This window comes from Streptomyces sp. LaBMicrA B280 (genome assembly GCF_049222185.1).
Classification (GTDB): domain Bacteria; phylum Actinomycetota; class Actinomycetes; order Streptomycetales; family Streptomycetaceae; genus Streptomyces; species Streptomyces murinus.
Map to the genome: position 1 here is coordinate 1 of NZ_JBMJCT010000007.1, position 18,941 is coordinate 18,941.

Below are 18,941 nucleotides of genomic sequence, written 5' to 3' on the forward strand. Positions count from 1 at the left end.
CGACGACCACGGCCACGGCCGCGGCGCCCGCGAGGGGCAGCGCGGGACCGGCGCCGGTGCTCGCGAGGCTGCCGCCGGTGGTGCCGGTGCCACCGGTGGTGAGGTCACCGGTGCCGGACGTGGTGCCGGTGGTGCCGCCCGTCGTGGTCGTACCGCCGTCCGTGCCCGTGCCCGTCCCGGTGCCGCCCGTGGACGTCGTCGAGCCGGTGCCGCCGGTGGAGTCGCCGCCGCCCTTCGATCCGCCGTCCCCGGTGGAGCCGCCGCCCGTGGTGTCGGTGCCACCGGAGACGGAGAGCGTGACGCGGGCGGTGTCGTTCTTCTTGACGTGGTCGAACGGCCGGGTCTCCGAGCCGAGTTCCACATAGCCGCGGGCGCCGGGCACCGCCTTGTCGAGCTTCACCTTGAAGGTGTACGTCCTGCTCTCGTGCTCGTTCACCCAGGGCGCGCCGGTGCCGCACGCGTAGGACTCGGCCCCGGTGTTCGTGCACAGCGTGTCGGTCCGTACCGCCGAGGTGCCCTCGGGCAGCGTGACCAGGACATGGGCCGCGCTCTGACCCGGCTGCGGCAGCACCCAGGCGGGCCCGGCGTTCGCGAACGTCACCCGCAGCGTGACCGTGTCCCCGACCTTGCCCTTCAACTGGGCGCCGCCGACCTGGAGATCGGCCGAGTTGACGGCGTTCACCGCGATGTCCGCGCTGGCCGCGGCGCCGGTCGGCGGGGTCTTCTCATCGGGCCGCTCGACCAGCTTCAGGGCCGCGGCCGTGCCGTGCACCGGGGCGGCGGCGCCGTCGTCCGGGACCGGGGCCGAGGAGTCGACCGTCACCTGGACGTGCTCGTACAGGGCGCGGTCCAGGGCCTTGAGGGTCAGCGGCCGCTCCGGGGCGTAGACGACACCCGTCTGCACCGGCTGGTCGAACTCGCACACCACCTGCGTGTGGCCCGGCTCCTCGGCGGCCGAACCGACCGTGTAGCTCAGGCAGTTGGAGGGGAGCGCGCTCTGGCCGAGGCCATGGGTGAGGGAGTACGACAGCCAGACCTTGTCGAGCGCGGCGGTGCCCGTGTTGGCGAAGGTGGGCGACAGCGGGAGCGCGCTGCCCGGCTTCACCTTGTCGAACGGCGCGATGGTGCCCAGCGCCAGGCCGGTCGCGGGGCCGTCGGCGGCCACGGCCGGTGCGGCGCACAGCGCGATCAGGGCGACGGCGCCGAACGCGCCCGCGGTCTGGCGCACCACGCGGGGGCCGGGAGAGCTGAAAGGCATGGAATCCTCTGACTGGAGCGACAGTGGCGGACGAACGGTCGGTGGGGGAACGGGAGTTCCCCACTCTGTGAGACGTCTGTGCCACCGGAACGGTTGTACGAGAGATCGTCCCGGCTCCGTCGCGCCCCGCGCCCCTGTCCACGCCCTGCCCGCGCCCCGTCCGTGCTCCCCGCGGCGGCCTCAGCCGGCCGCGTTGTCCGTGCGCAGCCGCACCTGTTCGTCCAGCCGGCGCAGGCTGTCCTCCAGGGCCTCCGCGGCCGCGCGCTCGCCGGGGTCGTGGCGCTTGTCGAAGAAGGACAGGTGGACGGTGACCTCGCTGGCGCCGCTGCCGATGCCCGCCACCTGGAGCCAGCCCGCGTAGTCGCCCTGCTCACGGGTGCCCCACTCCAGACGCATCTGGTCGGGTTCGGCGCGCAGCAGGGCCGGGGTGTCCTTGTCGGAACCGGCCTCGTGCACGCTGACGGCGGGCAGCTCCTCGGGGGCCACGTGCAGGGCGCCCGGGAGCCAGGAGTCCAGCTGGTGGAGATTGGCCGCCTGGTCGAAGACGTGCTCGGGCTGGGCGGGCATCGTACGGGATCGTTCGTACTCGGCCATGGTGGCATCGCTCCTCGGGTCGGGAGTCGTACCCCGCCCGCGTGCCCCTTCCGCGGCGGCCGAAAAGCGCCCCCGTCCCGCCGTCAGGCCGTCGCGGCGCGGGCGGTCTGCTCCACCAGCGAGACGCCGTCGCTCATGGAGGCGCTGCCGTCGGAGAGGACGGCGACGAGGCAGCGGTGACCGCCGAGGGTGACCTCGCCGATGCTGTTCACGTCCCACAGGCCCGTGGTGGTGCGCTGGAGCCAGCCGTTCTTCAGCTCGGTCCCGGCCGCGTTCACCGCCGAGACGCCCCAGGACTGCTCGGGCAGGACCGCGCCCATCAGGGTGCGGATGTAGGCGCGGGAATCGGGGGTCAGGGGGCTCTGGGCGCTGTCGTCGAAGACCGCGCGCAGCAGCCGTATCTGATCGCTCGCGGTGGTCCGGGTCAGCCCCCACCTGCCGCTGGTACCGGCGGTGGTCGAGACGAGTCCCAGGCGCTGGTTGGCGGCCGTGAGCCCGGGATCCTGGCCGATCTCCTTCCACAGGGCGTCCGCCGCGTCGTTGTCGCTGCGCCTGATCATCGGCTCGGCGTGGCCGCGCTCCTCGTCGGTCAGGGCGCGCCGCTCGTCCTGCGCCTTGAGCAGCAGCGCGGCGAGGATGTCGACCTTGACGATGCTGGCGGTGTCGTAGGCGCGGTCCTCGCCCTGGATCACGGGGGCGGTGGCGCCCGCGTCGAGGTCGAGGACGGCGACGGTGGCGTGCGGATCGGGGACGGGGGCGGGGGCCTTCGGGGCGGGGGCCTTCTGCGCCTCGGTCGCCGGGGCCGGAGTCTTCGAGGCCGGTGCCGAGGTCCTGGGGTCCGGCTTCGGCTTCGGGGTGGGCGTGGCGGCGGCCGCCGCCGGGATGCCGGCGGTGAGCAGGGCGGTCACCGAGGCCAGAAGGACGCCGGCCGTGCGGCGCGGGTGCGAGGACATGGCACCTGAACGTAGACAAAACCCGCCGCGTGCGAAGTGGCTGCCGTCACTCCGGCCCCCGTTTCGCCCGAATTGTAAGAAGAGTCACCGAGGCGGGGACGGGGGCGGCCAAGCGGTGCACGGCGGTCGTCGCGGCGGCGTGTATACCCGTCCCGGCCCCGGTCCTCGCCTATCGTCGGCCGGACACCGACATCCGGAGAGATCATGGAAAAAACGGATGAACTGGTTGCCGCGGGGGAGGGTGTGGCGGTCGTCCCGGTCCCTCCGCCTCCGTCCGTGCGCCGCCCCCGGCCCTGGCCGCTCGGCGCGGCCGTCCTGCTCGCGGCGGGCGCGACGGCCGTACTCCTCGTCGGCGACACGGGGTGGCTGGACCGGCCCGCCGTGGGGGCCTGGCGCACGGTCTGCCTGGCCATCATCGTCCAGGCGATTCCGTTCCTCGTGCTCGGCACCGTGCTCTCCGGGGCCATCAACGCCTTCGTGCCCGCCGACCTGTTCACCCGGGTGCTGCCGAAGCGGGCCGCGCTCGCCGTGCCGGTCGCGGGCGTCGCCGGGGCGATCCTGCCGGGCTGCGAATGCGCCTCCGTACCGGTCGCCAACAGCCTGATCCGCCGGGGCGTCACCCCGGCCGCCGCCTTCGCCTTCCTGCTGTCCGCGCCCGCCATCAACCCGGTCGTGCTCACCGCCACCGCCGTAGCCTTCCCGGGCAACCCCGCCATGATCGCCGCCCGGCTGCTCGCCTCCCTCGGCACGGCGGCCGTGATGGGCTGGCTGTGGCTCTGGCGGGGCGACGAGAAATGGCTGCGCCCGGCGCTGCGCCGACGGCACACCGGACACGCGCACGGCCACAGCCGCTGGCGGGAGTTCCGGACCGGCTTCCAGTACGACTTCCTCCAGGCCGGCGGCTTCCTCGTGCTCGGCGCGATGGCCGCCGCCACCTTCAACGTCGCCGTGCCGCGCGCCGTCCTCGACGCCTTCTCCGGCACGCCCTGGCTCTCGGTGCTGTTCCTGGCGGGCCTCGCGGTGCTGCTGGCGGTCTGCTCGGAGGCCGACGCGTTCGTCGCCGCCTCGCTGACCGGGTTCTCGCCGACCGCCCGGCTCGCGTTCATGGTGGTCGGACCCATGGTCGACCTGAAGCTGATCGCCCTCCAGGCGGGCACGTTCGGCCGCGCCTTCGCCTGGCGGTTCTGCACGGCGACCACGGTCGTGGCCGTCGCCGCCAGCGCCCTGACCGGAGGGGCCCTGCTGTGAGACGCCTCCTCCAGAGCCTGCTGCTGAAACTGACCGGCCTCGGCCTGCTGCGCATCACGCTGTTCAGCGACACGTACCTGCGCTACGTCAAGCCCGGCCTGCGCCCCGTGCTCATCGCCTCCGGCGTCGTCCTGCTCCTGCTCGGCATCGCGGCGGCCTTCTCCCGGACGGACAGCGGGGGGCACGCCCGCGACGACCACGACGGGCACCCGTCCGACGGCCACGAGGCGCACGCCCACGGCGCCCACGGCGGCCATGACGGGCATGACGGCCACGACCACTCCGGCACGCCCAAGATCGCCTGGCTGCTCGTCCTCCCCGCCCTGAGCCTGCTCCTGTTCGCCCCGCCCGCCCTCGGCGCCTACACCGCCGCCCGCTCCGGCGCCAAGCCGGTCGCCGTGCAGAAGAGGGGCTTCGAGCCGCTGCCCGCGACCTCCCCGCTGCCGCTGACCCTCACGGACTTCACCAAGCGCGTCCAGCAGGACCGCAGCCGGGCCATCCGGGGCCGTACCGTCCGCCTGACCGGCTTCGTCACGCCCGACGCGGCGGGCGACGGCTGGTACCTGACCCGGATCATCTTCAGCTGCTGCGCCGCCGACTCCCAGACCGTCAAGATCCATGTCCACGACTCCGGTTCCGCCGAACCGCCCGCCGCGAACACCTGGCTCGCGGTCACCGGCACCTGGCATCCCGCCGGTACCCTCGGCACCCCGTCCGCACCGGCCGCGCTGGACGCCGACCGGACCACCCCGATCGCCCAGCCGATCAACGCCTTCACCGACGACCTGCCCATCACCCCCGGCTAGAGCCCCGGCGGCCGCTCAGCCGAACAGCGCGCGCACCCGGATCGTCTCCACCCGGCGCCATGTGCCGCCGGGCAGCAGCAGCCATTGGTCACCGGGGCCGCGGCCGCGCCGGCGGCCCGTGCCGGGGGGCGGGTCGCCGACGCGGGGACGCGCGTCCCCGTGTGCGGGCAGGGGGGCTCCGCAGCCGCGGCCGGTACGCGGCCTTCCGTTCTTCGCCTTGCCGTTCTTCCTGCGCTGTTTGCCCATGCGTGCCTCACCTCCCGTTCCTCCCGGTTCCCCTTACGGCAGGATGCACCGCCCCGGCGCCCGGCGGCAGGGCCGAACGGACGCTCTTTTCTGGCGGGGCGGCGGCGCGTCGCGCAGCGTGGGGCAGAGGGGGCAACAGCCAGAGAGGTGGGACAGATGGACCAGGACGTCTCCAAGCCCCGGGTCGTGGTGGGGGTCGACGGCTCGCCGTCCTCCTTCGAGGCGGTGCGCTGGGCCGTGCGCTACGCCGGGCTCGTCGGCGGCGCGGTGGAGGCCGTCGCGGCCTGGGAGGTGCCGCTGTACGGCTGGTCCGCGCCCGCGGTGGACATGTACATCGACGAGGAGGCGACCCGCGAGCAGATGGCGCAGGAGCTGACCGAGGTGCTCGGCGCGGACGCGGCCGCCGGGGTGCGCACCCGGGTGGCCCACGGCAACCCCGCGGAGATCCTGCTCCGGGCCGCCGAGGGCGCCGAGGTCCTGGTCGTCGGCAGCCGCGGCCGGGGCGGCTTCGCGCGCGTCATGCTCGGCTCGGTCAGCCAGCGGGTCGCCGCGCACGCCGCGTGCCCGGTGGTCATCGTCCGCTCCGAGGAGACCTGAGCCCCGGCCTCACTGCGGCCCCGGCGGCTCCCGCAGCACGCTCCAGGCCACCGGGCCCAGCAGGTCCGCGAGCCGCCGGAACACGTCCAGCAGCAGATCGTCCAGGGTGAGCACGCCCACCGGGTGGCCGTCGGCCAGGACGGGCAGCCGGCGCACGCCGGTGCGGCGGAAGGTGCGGTACGCCTCGTGGATCTCGTCGCCCGCGTCCAGGGTGACCACCCGCGGCGACATCACCGCGTCGATCCTGCTGTCCAGCGGCAGACCCTCGCCCAGTCCGCGCAGCGCCAGATCGCGGTCGGTGACGATGCCGCGCAGGGTGCCGTCCTCGACGACCAGCAGGGAGCCGACGGCGCTCTCGGCCATCAGCCGGGTGGCCCCCGCCAGGGTGACGTCCGGCGCGACGGTCACGGGCGGCGCGGTCATCAGCCTGCCGACGCTGACCTGACCCGCCACGGAGGGCGCGCCGGGCAGGGATCCGGCCGGGGGACCGGCCGGGGGGAGATGGGTCATCAGGACCTCTTTCGGGGCGCCGAGGGGACACCGGCACCGGGGGATGCCGTCTCCAGACTGCGCCGGGCGGGCCGCCCGGGGGCAGGGGCCGCTCGGACCTCGCTGGGGTAGTCCGATTCCCGCCGAAAGGGACAATGTACCCATCGGCCCACCCGTTCGGCCGTGCCAGCGTGAAGAGCCGGACGGGCCGCTGCGCCCACGCGCAGCCCGAGGAAAGGCGGTGAGGACGATGCCCCTGCCCCTGGTCGTGGGTGTCGACGGCTCCGATTGCAGCCTGCTCGCGGTGGACTGGGCGGCCGACGAGGCGGTCCGGCTCGGGGTGCCGCTGCGCCTGGTGCACGCCTCGCTCTGGGAGCGCTACGAGGGGCGGCTCCCCTCGCTCGGCGGCGAACCGGCCGCTCTCCATGTGATGGCCGAGCACATCGTGGCCTCGGCGACCGAGCGCGTACGGCGGCGCGCCCCGGACCTGAAGGCGGACTCCGCCGTACTGGCCGAGGACCCGGTCGGGGCGCTGCTCGCCGAGGGCGACAACGCCACCGCCGTGGTCACCGGCAGCCGGGGCCGGGGCGAGCTGAAGGGGCTGCTGCTCGGCTCGGTGGGACTGGCCCTCGCCGGGCGGGCGTCCGGTCCGGTGATCGTGGTACGCGGGGACGCGGCGGGGCTCGGGGGCACCCATGAGCGGGTGCTGCTGGGCGTCGGCGAGCCCGGCACCAGCGACACGGCCGCCCGCTTCGCGCTGCGCGAGGCCGCCGCCCGCCGGTGCGTCCTGGACGCGGTGCGCACCTGGCGCCGCTCGGGCGACCGGGCCGAGGACGGGGCCGCGCCGGAGCACGAGGACGAGGCCGCCGAACTGATCGACGAGCTGCTCCAGGCCCCGCTGGGCGAGCATCCGGACGTACGGGTGGCCCGGACCGTCCTTGAGGGCCCGCCCGGCAAGGTGCTCCTGCACCGCTCGGCCGCGGCCGACCTGCTGGTCGTCGGGGTACGGCGGGAGCGCGGACACGGCGGGCTCCAACTGGGCCGCGTGGCCCACCGGTTGCTGCACCACGCCAAGTGCCCGGTGGCCGTCGTACCCCAACTGCCGTGACCGGCCCCCGAGGCGCGGGAGCCGAGGGGTCAGCGGCCGGTGTGCTCCTTCGCGCCCTGCGGCTCCAGATGGGAGGCGAGCACGGCGGCCTGGACCCGGCGCTGCACGCCGAGCTTGGCCAGCAGCCGGGAGATGTGGTTCTTGACCGTCTTCTCCGACAGATACAGCCGCCTGCCGATCTCACGGTTGGTCAGGCCGTCCCCGATCAGCGCCAGGATGTCCCGCTCGCGCGGCGACAGGCTCGCCAGCTCCGGCGGCAGCGACGGCGTCTCCTCCGGGTCGGCCCGCAGCGAGCGCATCAGCCGGGCCGTCGTCTCCGGGTCCAGCATCGACTGCCCGGAGGCGACCGTGCGCACCGCGGAGACCAGGTCCGAGCCCTTGATCTGCTTGAGCACATAGCCGGACGCGCCGGCCATGATCGCGTCCAGCAGGGCGTCCTCGTCGTCGAACGAGGTGAGCATCAGACACGCCAGCTCCGGCATCCGGTTGCGCAGTTCCCGGCAGACCGAGATGCCGTCCCCGTCGGGCAGCCGTACGTCCAGCACCGCGACGTGCGGGCGCAGGGCGGGGCCCCGGACCAGCGCGTGCGCGGCGGTGTCGGCGTCGCCGACGACGGAGATGTCCGGTTCGGCGTCCAGGAGATCCGCCAGACCGCGCCGGACGACCTCATGGTCGTCCAGGAGGAACACCCGGATCGGGTCCTGTGCCGTGAAGGTGCGTGTCTCGGTCATCTCGACCTCTCGTTCCCGGAAAGCAGACAGACAGCGGCCTGTCACCCGGCCGATCATCGCCGGACGGCGCCGCGCGCACTAGGGCCGACCGGCCCCACTTCCCGGGACCGGACCCCGTCCCCAGAATGTCACGCCCCCGGTGCCCGCTGACCGGGCGCCAGGTCGAAGCGCACGTCCACGACCCCCTCGACCGCACGTACCAGCCGGGCCGCCACCGGGACCAGCGAGGTGTCCCGGATCCGGCCGATGACGGTCACCACGCCGTCCTCCACCCGCAGTTCCACGGCCGAGTCCGGCGGCGGGAAGAGCCGCGCCACGATCTCCCGGCGCACCTCCTCCTCGATCTCCTGGTCCTCCCGCAGGAACACCTTGAGCAGATCGGCGCGGCTGACCACGCCCTCCAGCATCCCGGTCCCGTCCACCACGGGCAGCCGCTTGACCCGGGCGCGGGCCATGGTCCGGGCGGCCTCGGCGAGGGTGGCGTTCGCGCGCACGGTGACCGCGGGGGCGGTCATCAGGTCCCCGGCGGTGATCGCCTCGCCCTTGGCCATGTCGGCGGGCGGCCGCAGCCGCCGGTACTCCTCGGCCGGGTCGTCCCGCAGCTCCTCCTTGGGCAGCATGTCGGCCTCCGAGACCACACCGACCACCAGGCCCTCGCCCTCGATCACGGGCACGGCGCTGACCTGCCAGTCCTGCATCATCTCCACCAGCTCCTTGAAGGGAGCACGCCGGCCGACGGCGGCGACGGTGGTCGTCATGACGTCGCTGACGATGTGCGGGGTGCCGTACATGGTGACTCCGTAGCTTCTCGGCGCAGCTTGTCGACGGGAGTTCCGCTGTCCCCAGCGTGCGCCGGACGCGCCCGGTCGGCACAGGGGCCGCCCGGCCCCCGCCGGGCGCCGCCGCCCGGGCCGGTCGGCCCCAGCGGGGGACCAGCGGCCCCTGATCGGCTCGCCGGTCCTGCCCGAGGCTGGAATCGTCGCTCCTGTCTCCCCGAGGCGACGCCCCAGAGAGGTGGAACCATGACCCGAACCGTCACCGCGGGCCTCGACGGCTCGCCCGAGAGCCGGGCCGCCGTCGAATGGGCGGCGCGCGAAGCCGCGCTGCGTGACCTGCCGTTGCGGATCCTGCATGTGCGGGAGCCCGAGGCCGGCGTCGACGCCGACCGCGGGGCCGCCGAGGAATGGGCCCGCACGGTGCGCGAGTCCGCGGCGGGTCTGCGGCTGCGCCATCCCGGCATCGAGGTCGCCACCGACCAGGTCACCGGCGAGGCGGCACAGGCCCTCGCCGAGGCGGCGGACGGCGCGGAGCTGCTGGCGCTCGGCTCCCGGGGTCTCGGCCGCCTCGGCGGGTTCCTGGTCGGCTCGGCCGGGCTGTACGTCATCGCGCACACGACGCGCCCGGTGGTACTGGTCCGCGCGGGTGAAGCGGCCGCCGACGAACACCAGCCGGACCCCTCGGGCGTGCCGTCCGCCGCGACCCCCTTCCGGCCCGTCGTCCTCGGTCTGGACATCGACGACCCCGAGGGCCCGAGCCAGGCCCTGCTGGAGTTCGCCTTCGACGCCGCCGCGCGCCGCGGCGCCGCGCTGCGGGTCGTGCACGGCTGGACGCCGCCGCCCTACGCCGCGTACGGCATCCCCGCCGACCCGCCGGTCCTGCCCTCCTTCGGACGCCGGGCCGCCACCCTGCTCACCGAGGTGCTGCGGCCCTGGCGGCAGAAGTTCCCGGACGTCGATGTGAGCGAGGCGAGCCGGGCCGGCAACTCCGCGCCGGTGCTGATCGACGCCGCCCGGGACGCCTCCCTGGTGGTCGTCGGGCGGCGCGTCCGCAGGAGCCCGTACGGCATCCACATCGGCCATGTCACCCACGCCGTGCTGCACCATGTCGCCGCGCCCGTGGCCGTCGTCGCGCACGGCTGAGGCGTCGCGCGCGGCCGCACAGCCGGACGCGCGCGACGCGGGCCGTGACCGAGACGGCCGAAACGGTGCGGTACGGCTCGCGTACGCCGGTGAATCCGTCAACGATGGGGTGCGGGCCCGCCTCGTCGTCGACCTCCACCAGGGCTCTACCAGGGAGAGTGAACACGATGGACCTGCCCGTTCTCGTCGGCGTCGACGGCTCGGAGGAGAGCCTGCGCGCTGTGGACTGGGCCGCCGAGGAGGCCGCCCTGCGCGGGGCACCGCTCCGCCTCGTCTACGCCTCGCTCTGGGAGCGCTACGAGGGTTCCCTCATCGCCCAGGAGGTCGGGAAACCGGCCGAGGAGGTGATGGGCCAGGACATCATGGACGCCGCCGGACGCCGGGCCCACCGGCACCACCCGGAACTGCGGCTGACCACGTCCGTGCTGGCCGACGAACCCTCGTTCGGACTGGTGAACGAGAGCAGCACCGCGCGCCTCGTGGTCGTCGGCTGCCGGGGCCGCAACGCCGTCACCGAGCTGCTGCTCGGCTCCGTGAGCCTCTCGGTCGCCGCCCGCGCCCACTGCCCGGTGATCGTGCTGCGCGGCGGACCCGAGCGGCGGACGACCCCCGGCCGCGTGGTGCTCGGCGTCGCCGACAAGGACGCGGGCCCGGCCGCCGTACGGTTCGCCGCCGAGGAGGCGGGACTGCGCGGGGTGCCCCTGGAGGCCGTACGGGCGTGGCGGCGGCCCGCGCACAGCACCACCGGGCATCCGCTGCTCACCGGTGGGCCCGCCCAGGCGCAGGAGCAGGAGGCCGCCGAGGCGCTGGAGGAGGCCCTGCGGGACGTCCCCGAGGGGCTGGAGCAGCACCGGCGCACCGCCGAGGGGCACGCCCGTGACGTCCTCGTCGACGCCTCCCGGGACGCCGGACTGCTCGTCGTCGGCGCCCGGCGCCGCACCGGCCGGTTCGGCCTCCAGCTCGGCCGGGTCGCCCACGGGGTACTGCACCACGCGGCTTGCCCGGTGGCCGTCGTACCGGAAACCGGCTGACCCCGCCCACGACGCGTTCCCGCGTCGACGGCCGCGCACGAATTCTGACGATGATCGGAGTCCCCATGACCGAGGCCGCCCCCCAGGAAGCCGCGCTCAGCGAGGAGGAGCTGCGCACCCTGGACGCGCACTGGCGCGCCGCCAACTACCTGGCCGCCGGCCAGATCTATCTCATGGCCAACCCGCTGCTGACCGAACCGCTGCGCCCCGAGCACATCAAGCCGCGGCTGCTCGGCCACTGGGGCACCTCGCCCGGACTCAACCTCGTCTACACCCACCTCAACCGCGTCATCAAGGCCCGCGACCTGGACGCGCTGTGCGTCTGGGGGCCGGGGCACGGCGGCCCGGCGGTCCTCGCGGGCTCCTGGCTGGAGGGCAGTTACAGCGAGACCTACCCGGACATCAGCCGGGACGGGGCCGGCATGGAGCTGCTGTTCCGGCAGTTCTCCTTCCCCGGCGGCGTGCCGAGCCATGTGGCCCCCGAGACCCCCGGCTCCATCCACGAGGGCGGCGAACTCGGCTACTCCCTCGCGCACGCCTACGGCGCCGCCTTCGACAACCCCGACCTGCTGGTGACCTGCGTGATCGGCGACGGCGAGGCGGAGACCGGGCCGCTCGCCGCGTCCTGGCACTCCGACAAGTTCCTCGACCCGGTGCACGACGGCGCCGTCCTGCCCGTCCTGCACCTCAACGGCTACAAGATCGCCAACCCGACCGTGCTCTCCCGGCTCCCCGAGAGCGAACTCGACGCCCTGCTGCGCGGATACGGCCACGAACCGCTGTACGTCACCGGCGAGGACCCCGCCGAGGTGCACCGCGCCCTCGCCGCCGCCCTGGACGACGCGCTGGACCGGATCGCGCGGATGCAGCGCGCCGCCCGCGAGGAGGGGAACACCGAGCGGGTGCACTGGCCGATGATCGTGCTGCGCACCCCCAAGGGCTGGACCGGCCCCGCCGAGGTGGACGGCCTCCCCGTCGAGGGCACCTGGCGCGCCCACCAGGTCCCGCTGCCCGGCGTGCGCGAGAACCCCGCGCATCTGCGGCAGTTGGAGCAGTGGCTGCGCTCGTACCGGCCCGAGGAGCTGTTCGGCCCGGACGGCCGGCCCAGCGCGGACGTCCTCGCCTGCGTCCCCGAGGGCGACCGCCGCCTCGGGGCCAACCCGCACGCCAACGGCGGCGTCCTGCTGCGCGATCTGCCGCTGCCGCCCCTGGACACCTTCGCCGTGGCCGTCGACAAGCCGGGCACCGCCCTGCACGAGCCCACCCGGATCCTCGGTGACCTCCTCGAACAGGTCATGGAGGACACCCGCGAGCGCCGGGACTTCCGCCTCGTCGGCCCGGACGAGACCGCCTCCAACCGGCTCCAGGCCGTCTTCGGCGCCAGCGGCAAGGCATGGCAGGCCGAGGTGCTCCCGGTGGACGAGAATCTGTCCCGGCACGGACGGGTCCTGGAGATCCTCTCCGAACACCTCTGCCAGGGCTGGCTGGAGGGATATCTGCTCACCGGCAGGCACGGACTGTTCTCCTGCTACGAGGCGTTCGTGCACATCGTCGACTCGATGGTCAACCAGCACATCAAGTGGCTCAAGACGTCACGGCAGTTGACCTGGCGGGCCCCCATCGCCTCCCTCAACTACCTGCTCACCTCGCACGTCTGGCGCCAGGACCACAACGGCTTCTCGCACCAGGACCCCGGCTTCGTGGACCACGTCCTCAACAAGAGCCCCGAGGTCGTCCGCGTCTATCTGCCGCCGGACGCCAACACCCTGCTGTCGGTGGCCGATCATGTGCTGCGCAGCCGCGACTACGTCAATGTCGTCGTCGCCGGCAAGCAGCCCTGCTTCGACTGGCTGACCATGGACCAGGCCCGCGCCCACTGCGCGCGCGGCGCCGGGATCTGGGAGTGGGCCGGTACGGAGAACGGCGCCGAACCCGATGTCGTCCTCGCCTGCGCCGGTGACGTCCCCACCCAGGAGGTGCTGGCCGCCGCCCAGTTGCTGCGCACCCAGCTGCCCGAGCTCGCGGTGCGGGTCGTCAACGTGGTCGACATGACCCGGCTGCTGCCGCACGACGAACACCCGCACGGGATGACCGACTTCGAGTACGACGGCCTGTTCACCACCGACAAGCCCGTCATCTTCGCCTACCACGGCTACCCCTGGCTGATCCACCGCCTCGCCTACCGCCGCACCGGTCACGCGAACCTCCATGTGCGCGGCTACAAGGAGTCGGGCACCACGACCACCCCGTTCGACATGGTCGTGCGCAACGACCTCGACCGCTACCGCCTCGTCATGGACGTCATCGACCGCGTCCCGGGCCTCGCGGTACGCGCCGCCGCCGTCCGCCAGACCATGGCCGACGCGCGCAGCCGCCACCACGACTGGATCCGCGAGCACGGCACGGATCTGCCGGAGGTCGCGGAGTGGACCTGGGGAGGCTGAACAGGGGCCGTCCGGACCGGGCGCGAGTCCCGCGCCCGGTCCGATCCGGGCCTGTCCTCTCCCGCTCAGCCGTCCCCGCCCGCCAGCCGTACCCCCGTCACCAGGTCCGGGCGGATGCGCACCGCCCGGTCCATGTCCTCCGGCGGTGCCCAGGGGTGCAACAGCTCCCGCAGCCGGGCCAGTTCGGCCAGGTCCGTGACCAGCCGGGCGTACCCCGTCACCACGACGCTCCAGCCGAGATGCGTCTCGGGATCGATGGCGTCGGCCTCGTACGCGACGACGACCCCGCCGTCCTCGCCCCGCCGGGCGTGCGAGGTCAGCGCGGCGGCCTCATGGGTGCGGATCACGATGTCGCCGCCGTCCAGCACATGATTGACCGGGCGGACGGTCGGCAGCGCCTGCCGGGTGAACACGACCCGGCCCAGGGACACACTGCCCAGCAGCCGCAGCGCCTCCGTGCGGTCGAGTTCGATGCGGCGCCGGGCCGTGTCGTGACGAGGGATCATGGCTGGCTTCCTCGCGGTGCGCGGCCGACGGCGGGCAGAGGGCGGGCAGGGGTCCATGGGGTGCTTCCCGCACGCACCGAGGACGCTCCCGCACGGCAGGGAGCGGCACCGCGGGGGATCGGTGCCGCTCCTGAGGACACTCTCGCCCAGGTCGTACGACGCTCGACAGTGCCGTTCGGACCCGCGCCGGGGCCGTACGGCCCCGCCCACATGCCGGGGCACATGCCCCCGGCATGCCGAGGATCACAGGGCGCCGAAGCGGCGGCCGCGTATCCCTCTCCAGTTCCGAGCGGCTACCGTGTCCTTCGGAACCCGTCGGTTCGAAGGCATGGGCTGATGGGGAGTGGAGGGCGTGGTGACCGGAACGGAGGAGCCCGGCGTGCGGCTGCCGCAGCTGAAGCTGGACGAGCTGCTGGAGGAACTGCAGGCCAGGATCGACGCGGCCCGCGGTACCCGGGACCGGGTGCACAGCCTGCTGGAGGCGGTCCTCTCCGTCGGCCGCGAGCTGGAGCTGGAACAGGCCCTGCACTCCATCGTGGAGGCCGCGGCGGCGCTGGTGGACGCGGAGTACGCGGCACTGGGCGTCATCGGCCCGGACGGCACCACCCTCGCCGCGTTCCACACCGTGGGCCTGTCCGAGGAGCGGATCACCCGGATCGGCCCCTACCCGGAGGGCCACGGCATCCTGGGCGAGCTGATCCGCCACCCGGAGCCGCTGCGCCTGTCGAAGCTCTCCAGCCACCCGTCGTCGTACGGCTTCCCGGCCGGGCACCCGCCGATGAACACCTTCCTCGGCGTCCCGATCCGCGTCCGCGACCAGGTCTTCGGCAACCTGTACCTCACCGAGAAGCGCGGCGGTGCCGACTTCGACGAGGAGGACGAGTCGGTCCTCGCCACCCTCGCCGTCGCCGCGGGCGTCGCCATCGACAACGCCCGTCTCTACGAGGACTCCCGGCTGCGCGAACGCTGGCTGCTGGCCAACGCCGAGATCAGCCACAGCCTGATGTCCGGCAGCGAACGCGCCGAGGCCCTGGACCTGATCGCCGAACGCGCCCGCGAGATCACCGGCTCGGCGCTCGCCGCCGTCGCGATGCCGATGCCGGACACCGAGGCGCTCGGCGTGGAGATCGCCGTCGGCGCCCAGTCCGACGCCCACCGCGGGCTCGTACTGCCCCTGGACCGCAGCCTGATGGGCCTGGCCTTCACCGCCGCCGCCCCGGTCACCAGCGACGACGTCGCCCATGACGCCCGTGTCGGCCAGGACCCGCCGCGCTTCGACGGCCTCGGCCCCGCCGTCGCCGTCCCGATCGGCACCGGCGAGGGCGGCGCCCGCGGTGTGCTGCTGCTGGCCCGCGAGAGCGACCGTTCGGTGTTCTCCGACAAGGAGACCGAGATGCTGCGGGGCTTCGCCGCGCAGGCCGCGATCGCCATGGAACTCGCCGAGCGGCGGCAGGCCGCCCAGCAGATCGCGCTCCTGGAGGACCGCGACCGCATCGCCCGGGACCTGCACGACCTGGCCATCCAGCGGCTCTTCGCCACCGGCATGACGCTCCAGAGCGCGGGCCGCTTCATCGAGCACCCGGAGGCGTCCGAGCGGGTCCTGCGCGCCGTGGACGACCTGGACGAGACCATAAAGATCATCCGCTCGACCATCTTCGGGCTGCGCGCCCGCGAGGGCGCCGCGGCGAGCGGGCTGCGCGCCCGCGTGGTCCGGGTGGCCGGCGAGGCCGCCCCGGTGCTGGGCTTCGCGCCCAGCGTGCGCATGGAGGGCCTGGTCGACACCGACGTACCGGGCGAGATCGCCGACCATGTGGTGGCCGTGCTCTCCGAGGCCCTCACCAACATCGCCCGGCACGCCCACGCCGACCGCGCCGAGGTGCTGCTCACCGCCGACGGCCGTGAGGTGCGCCTGCGGGTCCGCGACAACGGGGTCGGCATCCCCTCCGGCGGCCGCCGCAGCGGGCTGCGCAACATGGCGGAACGCGCGGAGCGGCTCGGCGGGAGCCTCGATGTGGGGAAAAGCGAAGGGGGCGGGGCCACACTGGAGTGGCGGGTCCCGCTGCCCGCCTCGTAACCCCGGGGATCCCCGGGGCGCGGGCCCGGTGGGCACCCGGTCGGGCCCGGTCGGCCCATGACAGCGGCCGGGCGGCGGCCACAGGCTGAACGTGCGGCGCGGCACCAGAGCCCCTGGAGGAAGCCATGGACGGCACTCCGAACACCGTGGACGACGTGATGACCCGCAGGGTGCTCGCCCTGCGCACCGGCGCGGGCTTCAAGGACATCGTGCAGGCCATGCGCGAGTGGCGGGTCGGCGCGGTGCCCGTGCTGGACGACGCCGGACACGTGGTCGGCGTCGTCTCCGAGGCGGATCTGCTGCCCAAGGAGGAGTACCGCGACAGCGACCTCGACCGGTACGGCAGGATGCGCCATCTCGCGGAGCTGACCAAGGCCGAGGCGGCGAGCGCGGAGGCGCTGATGACCACCCCTGCGGTCACCGTGGCCCCGGGCGCCACCCTCGGCCACGCCGCCCGCGTCATGGCCCGCGCCCGCGTCAAGCAACTCCCCGTGGTGGATCCCGAGGGCACCCTGCTGGGCATCGTGAGCCGTTCCGACCTGCTGAAGGTGTTCCTGCGCGGCGACGCGGAGATCGCCGACGAGGTCGGCGGCGACGTCGTCGCCCGGCTCTTCGGCGCTGAAGCGGCCGGGATCCGGGTGGAGGTGCACGATGGTGTCGTGACGCTCAGCGGCCGGGTCCGGGAGACCGCGCTCGTACCGCTCGCCGCGCGCCTCGCGCGGGCCGTGCCCGGCGTGGTGGACGTGCGGTGCGCGCTGGCCGGGCCGCCGCGCCACCCGGATCTGGACCCGGACCTGCCGGACGCCGAGTCGGCCCGCACCCGCTGAGGGGCCGCCGACGCGCGAGAGGAGGCGGTGGCGATGACACGGACACCTGCCACGACGGTCAGGCCGGTACGGCTGTGGCGGTGGCGGCGCAATCCGCTGCGGCGGCACAGCGATGTCGTCGAGGCCTGGATCGTCCTCGCCACCTGGGTGCTCGTCCTCGTCTGCGGCGTCGTCGCCGGTCTTCTCGCGGCCCAGGCGTCCGCCGCGTCCTACGCCGCCCGGCTCGCCCAGGTGCACCCCGTCACGGCGGTGCTCACCGACCCGGCCGCCGCGACCCCGGCCGCCGGCAGCGGCTACGACGACGGGCGGGTGTGGGCGCCCGTGCGCTGGACCGACGCGGACGGCTCGGTGCACACCGACCGGGCGAAGGTCGCGTCCGGCGCGCCCGCCGGCAGCAGTGTCACGGTCTGGGCGAACCACGCCGACCATGTGGTCGCCCCGCCGGTCACCGGCGCCTCGGCCGACCTCCAGGCGGCCCTCACCGGCGTCCTCGTCGGCCCGTCGGCCGGTGCGGCCCTGTGGTGCGCGGGCCGGCTGGTCCGGGGGCGGCTGATCCGGCGCAGGATGGCCGAGTGGGACGAGGAGTGGAAGCAGATAGGGCCGCGTTGGGGAAACCTCAGCGGCGGCCGCGGCTGAACTGCTCAGCCGCTAGGGAAGGCGTCCTACGGAAGGTGCCCTACGGAAGGCGTGCTCAGCCCTCCGCCAGATGGCAGTCCACGCCCACGACGCCCTCCACACCCCGCACCATGCGCACCGCGAGCGGGATCCGCGTACCGTCCGTGACCTTTCCGGTCAGCGTCACGACCCCGTCGACCACCACGACGTGCAACGGCTCGACCGGCGCCGGGAACAGCACGTCCAGCACCTCGCGCCGGATCTCGTCGGCCAGTTCACGGTCCTCGCGCAGGAACACCTTGAGCAGGTCGCCCCGGCTGACCACGCCCTCAAGCACCCCCTCCGCGGTCACCACCGGAAGCCGCTTGACGCGCTTGAGCGCCATGATGCGCGCCGCCTCGGCGAGCGTGGCGTCGGCGTGCACGGTGACGGCGGGCGTGCTCATCAGGTCCTGCGCGGTCACCCCGCCCGCCTTGGCCAGGTCGCCCAGCCGGCTCCGCTGGGTCATCCGGTCCGGGTCGCTGTCCCGGAACTCCTCCTTGGGCAGCAGATCCGCCTCGGATACCACGCCGACCACCCGGCCGTCGCCCTCCAGGACCGGCAGGGCGCTGACGTTCCACTGCTCCATCCGCGCCACGATGTCCTTGAACAGGGCCGTGCGCCCCACCGCCACCGCGGCGCGCGTCATCACGTCGCCGACCCGGCTCGGGCCCCCGGTACGGGCCTGCTCGGCGGGCTGCCGGGCGGTCACTCGGCGCTCCCGCTGCCGTAGGGCGCGTAGAGGTCGAGCAGCCGGACCCGGGAGGCGTGCAGCCGCTGGGCGACCACCCGGCCGACCCAGAGCGCGATCGCCCGCCCGAACTCGGGGTCCTCCTCGCACAGCGCGAGCACGGCGGCGGCGTCGAACTCCCAGGCCCGCACCGGGCTCATCGCCTCGGCGCCCAACTGCCAGATGTGCGGCGGGAAGTGCCAGGACCAGCCGACCAGTTCGCCGTGCCCGAGGGTCTCGATGACGGCGGGCCGGCGGCCGGGTACGCGCAGGTCGAGCGCGATCGTGCCGGTGCGCACGATCCAGAAGCGGTCGGCGCGCCGCCCCTCCTCGAACAGCCGGGTGCCGGCCTCGAAGGAGACCTCGCGGGCGAGGCTCATCAGCCGATCGCGCCGCACGGGGTCGAGCGCCGTGGTCATGGTGGTGGCGGAGGTCATCGCACCGGCTCCCTTCCTGGGGTGGTGATCCCAGCGTGGGCGCGTCCGCCCGGCGCCGCCACAGGTCGCCCGGACCCGGGCGAGGGCCTTTCGGCCCCGGCGCGCGGGTGAGCCGGTACGCGAAGGGCGGGAAGGGCCACCCGCTTCTCGCGGATCCGGATTGCGCGGTGCGCGGCTCCCGGCCGCTTCTCCGCGTCTCAACGGCTCTTCCCGCCACTACCAGCACACCACGAGAACCGTCGGCGCACCAGTGCCGCCCCCTTCCGGGGCGTTTCGACACGGGGGCCGT

General features: G+C 74.2%; 20 protein-coding genes. 10 read left to right on the forward strand and 10 right to left on the reverse strand.

Going from position 1 to position 18,941, the window contains the following annotated elements; all coding sequences use genetic code 11:
- From ACLF5H_RS06665 to ACLF5H_RS06675, 3 genes are all read right to left on the reverse strand, one after another.
- The coding region (locus ACLF5H_RS06665; RefSeq protein WP_421675123.1) for a hypothetical protein at positions 1-1,258 on the reverse strand (1,258 nt) is incomplete at its 3' end.
- 180 nt (positions 1,259-1,438) lie between these two features.
- A complete protein-coding gene (locus ACLF5H_RS06670; RefSeq protein WP_421675124.1) occupies positions 1,439-1,852 on the reverse strand; it encodes an SRPBCC family protein in 414 nt (137 codons plus the stop codon).
- Between the two features lie 83 nt (positions 1,853-1,935).
- Positions 1,936-2,805, reverse strand: coding sequence for a serine hydrolase (locus ACLF5H_RS06675; protein ID WP_421675125.1), 870 nt, complete (start codon positions 2,803-2,805; stop codon positions 1,936-1,938).
- Positions 2,806-3,009: 204 nt separating this feature from the next.
- On the opposite strand from ACLF5H_RS06675, the gene ACLF5H_RS06680 reads away from it, so the two are divergent.
- Both ACLF5H_RS06680 and ACLF5H_RS06685 read left to right on the forward strand, forming a co-directional pair.
- Positions 3,010-4,053 carry a permease gene (locus ACLF5H_RS06680; protein ID WP_421675126.1) on the forward strand — a complete coding sequence of 348 codons (1,044 nt, stop codon included), beginning with the start codon at positions 3,010-3,012 and terminating at the stop codon, positions 4,051-4,053.
- Positions 4,050-4,859, forward strand: coding sequence for a TIGR03943 family putative permease subunit (locus tag ACLF5H_RS06685; RefSeq protein WP_421675127.1), 810 nt, complete (start codon positions 4,050-4,052; stop codon positions 4,857-4,859). The genes ACLF5H_RS06680 and ACLF5H_RS06685 overlap by 4 nt, the downstream gene beginning before the upstream one ends.
- 15 nt (positions 4,860-4,874) lie before the next feature.
- Here the strand turns inward: ACLF5H_RS06685 and ACLF5H_RS06690 are convergent, their stop codons facing one another.
- Positions 4,875-5,105 carry a hypothetical protein gene (locus ACLF5H_RS06690; protein WP_421675128.1) on the reverse strand — a complete coding sequence of 77 codons (231 nt, stop codon included), beginning with the start codon at positions 5,103-5,105 and terminating at the stop codon, positions 4,875-4,877.
- A gap of 156 nt (positions 5,106-5,261) precedes the next feature.
- Between ACLF5H_RS06690 and ACLF5H_RS06695 the strand changes: the two genes are divergently transcribed.
- Positions 5,262-5,702: a universal stress protein gene (locus tag ACLF5H_RS06695; protein WP_037653857.1), complete on the forward strand. Its 441-nt coding sequence runs from the start codon at positions 5,262-5,264 to the stop codon at positions 5,700-5,702.
- A 9-nt stretch (positions 5,703-5,711) separates the two neighbouring features.
- On the opposite strand, the gene ACLF5H_RS06700 is transcribed toward ACLF5H_RS06695, so the two are convergent.
- The gene (locus ACLF5H_RS06700) at positions 5,712-6,212 is read right to left on the reverse strand and encodes a CBS domain-containing protein (RefSeq protein ID WP_421675129.1); all 501 of its coding nucleotides are present in this window, start codon (positions 6,210-6,212) and stop codon (positions 5,712-5,714) included.
- 229 nt (positions 6,213-6,441) lie between these two features.
- On the opposite strand from ACLF5H_RS06700, the gene ACLF5H_RS06705 reads away from it, so the two are divergent.
- Positions 6,442-7,299, forward strand: a complete 858-nt coding sequence (locus ACLF5H_RS06705) for a universal stress protein (protein ID WP_421675310.1) — start codon at positions 6,442-6,444, stop codon at positions 7,297-7,299.
- Positions 7,300-7,328: 29 nt separating this feature from the next.
- Here ACLF5H_RS06705 and ACLF5H_RS06710 read toward each other — a convergent pair whose 3' ends face one another.
- Positions 7,329-8,030, reverse strand: a complete 702-nt coding sequence (locus tag ACLF5H_RS06710) for a response regulator (protein ID WP_421675130.1) — start codon at positions 8,028-8,030, stop codon at positions 7,329-7,331.
- A 128-nt stretch (positions 8,031-8,158) separates the two neighbouring features.
- On the reverse strand, positions 8,159-8,821 hold the full coding sequence (locus tag ACLF5H_RS06715) for a CBS domain-containing protein (RefSeq protein WP_421675131.1): 663 nt from the start codon (positions 8,819-8,821) through the stop codon (positions 8,159-8,161).
- Between the two features lie 231 nt (positions 8,822-9,052).
- Here ACLF5H_RS06715 and ACLF5H_RS06720 point away from each other — a divergent pair, with 231 nt between their 5' ends.
- The 3 genes from ACLF5H_RS06720 (at position 9,053) to ACLF5H_RS06730 (ending at position 13,424) form a co-directional block, all read left to right on the forward strand.
- Positions 9,053-9,949 (forward strand): universal stress protein, encoded by an 897-nt coding sequence (locus ACLF5H_RS06720; RefSeq protein ID WP_421675132.1) that lies wholly within the window; start codon positions 9,053-9,055, stop codon positions 9,947-9,949.
- Positions 9,950-10,116: 167 nt separating this feature from the next.
- Positions 10,117-10,980 carry a universal stress protein gene (locus ACLF5H_RS06725; RefSeq protein ID WP_421675133.1) on the forward strand — a complete coding sequence of 288 codons (864 nt, stop codon included), beginning with the start codon at positions 10,117-10,119 and terminating at the stop codon, positions 10,978-10,980.
- Positions 10,981-11,045: 65 nt separating this feature from the next.
- Complete coding sequence (locus tag ACLF5H_RS06730; RefSeq protein WP_421675134.1) at positions 11,046-13,424, forward strand: phosphoketolase family protein; 2,379 nt, start codon at positions 11,046-11,048, stop codon at positions 13,422-13,424.
- Between the two features lie 65 nt (positions 13,425-13,489).
- Here ACLF5H_RS06730 and ACLF5H_RS06735 read toward each other — a convergent pair whose 3' ends face one another.
- The gene (locus ACLF5H_RS06735; RefSeq protein ID WP_421675135.1) at positions 13,490-13,930 is read right to left on the reverse strand and encodes a pyridoxamine 5'-phosphate oxidase family protein; all 441 of its coding nucleotides are present in this window, start codon (positions 13,928-13,930) and stop codon (positions 13,490-13,492) included.
- Between the two features lie 355 nt (positions 13,931-14,285).
- Between ACLF5H_RS06735 and ACLF5H_RS06740 the strand changes: the two genes are divergently transcribed.
- From ACLF5H_RS06740 to ACLF5H_RS06750, 3 genes are all read left to right on the forward strand, one after another.
- The gene (locus ACLF5H_RS06740) at positions 14,286-16,004 is read left to right on the forward strand and encodes a GAF domain-containing protein (protein ID WP_421675311.1); all 1,719 of its coding nucleotides are present in this window, start codon (positions 14,286-14,288) and stop codon (positions 16,002-16,004) included.
- A gap of 125 nt (positions 16,005-16,129) precedes the next feature.
- The gene (locus ACLF5H_RS06745) at positions 16,130-16,831 is read left to right on the forward strand and encodes a CBS domain-containing protein (RefSeq protein WP_421675136.1); all 702 of its coding nucleotides are present in this window, start codon (positions 16,130-16,132) and stop codon (positions 16,829-16,831) included.
- 33 nt (positions 16,832-16,864) lie between these two features.
- Positions 16,865-17,467 carry a hypothetical protein gene (locus ACLF5H_RS06750; protein ID WP_421675137.1) on the forward strand — a complete coding sequence of 201 codons (603 nt, stop codon included), beginning with the start codon at positions 16,865-16,867 and terminating at the stop codon, positions 17,465-17,467.
- Between the two features lie 55 nt (positions 17,468-17,522).
- Here ACLF5H_RS06750 and ACLF5H_RS06755 read toward each other — a convergent pair whose 3' ends face one another.
- Both ACLF5H_RS06755 and ACLF5H_RS06760 read right to left on the reverse strand, forming a co-directional pair.
- Positions 17,523-18,134 (reverse strand): CBS domain-containing protein, encoded by a 612-nt coding sequence (locus ACLF5H_RS06755; RefSeq protein ID WP_421675312.1) that lies wholly within the window; start codon positions 18,132-18,134, stop codon positions 17,523-17,525.
- Positions 18,135-18,193: 59 nt separating this feature from the next.
- Complete coding sequence (locus ACLF5H_RS06760; protein WP_421675138.1) at positions 18,194-18,652, reverse strand: Crp/Fnr family transcriptional regulator; 459 nt, start codon at positions 18,650-18,652, stop codon at positions 18,194-18,196.
- Positions 18,653-18,941: the final 289 nt, after the last annotated feature.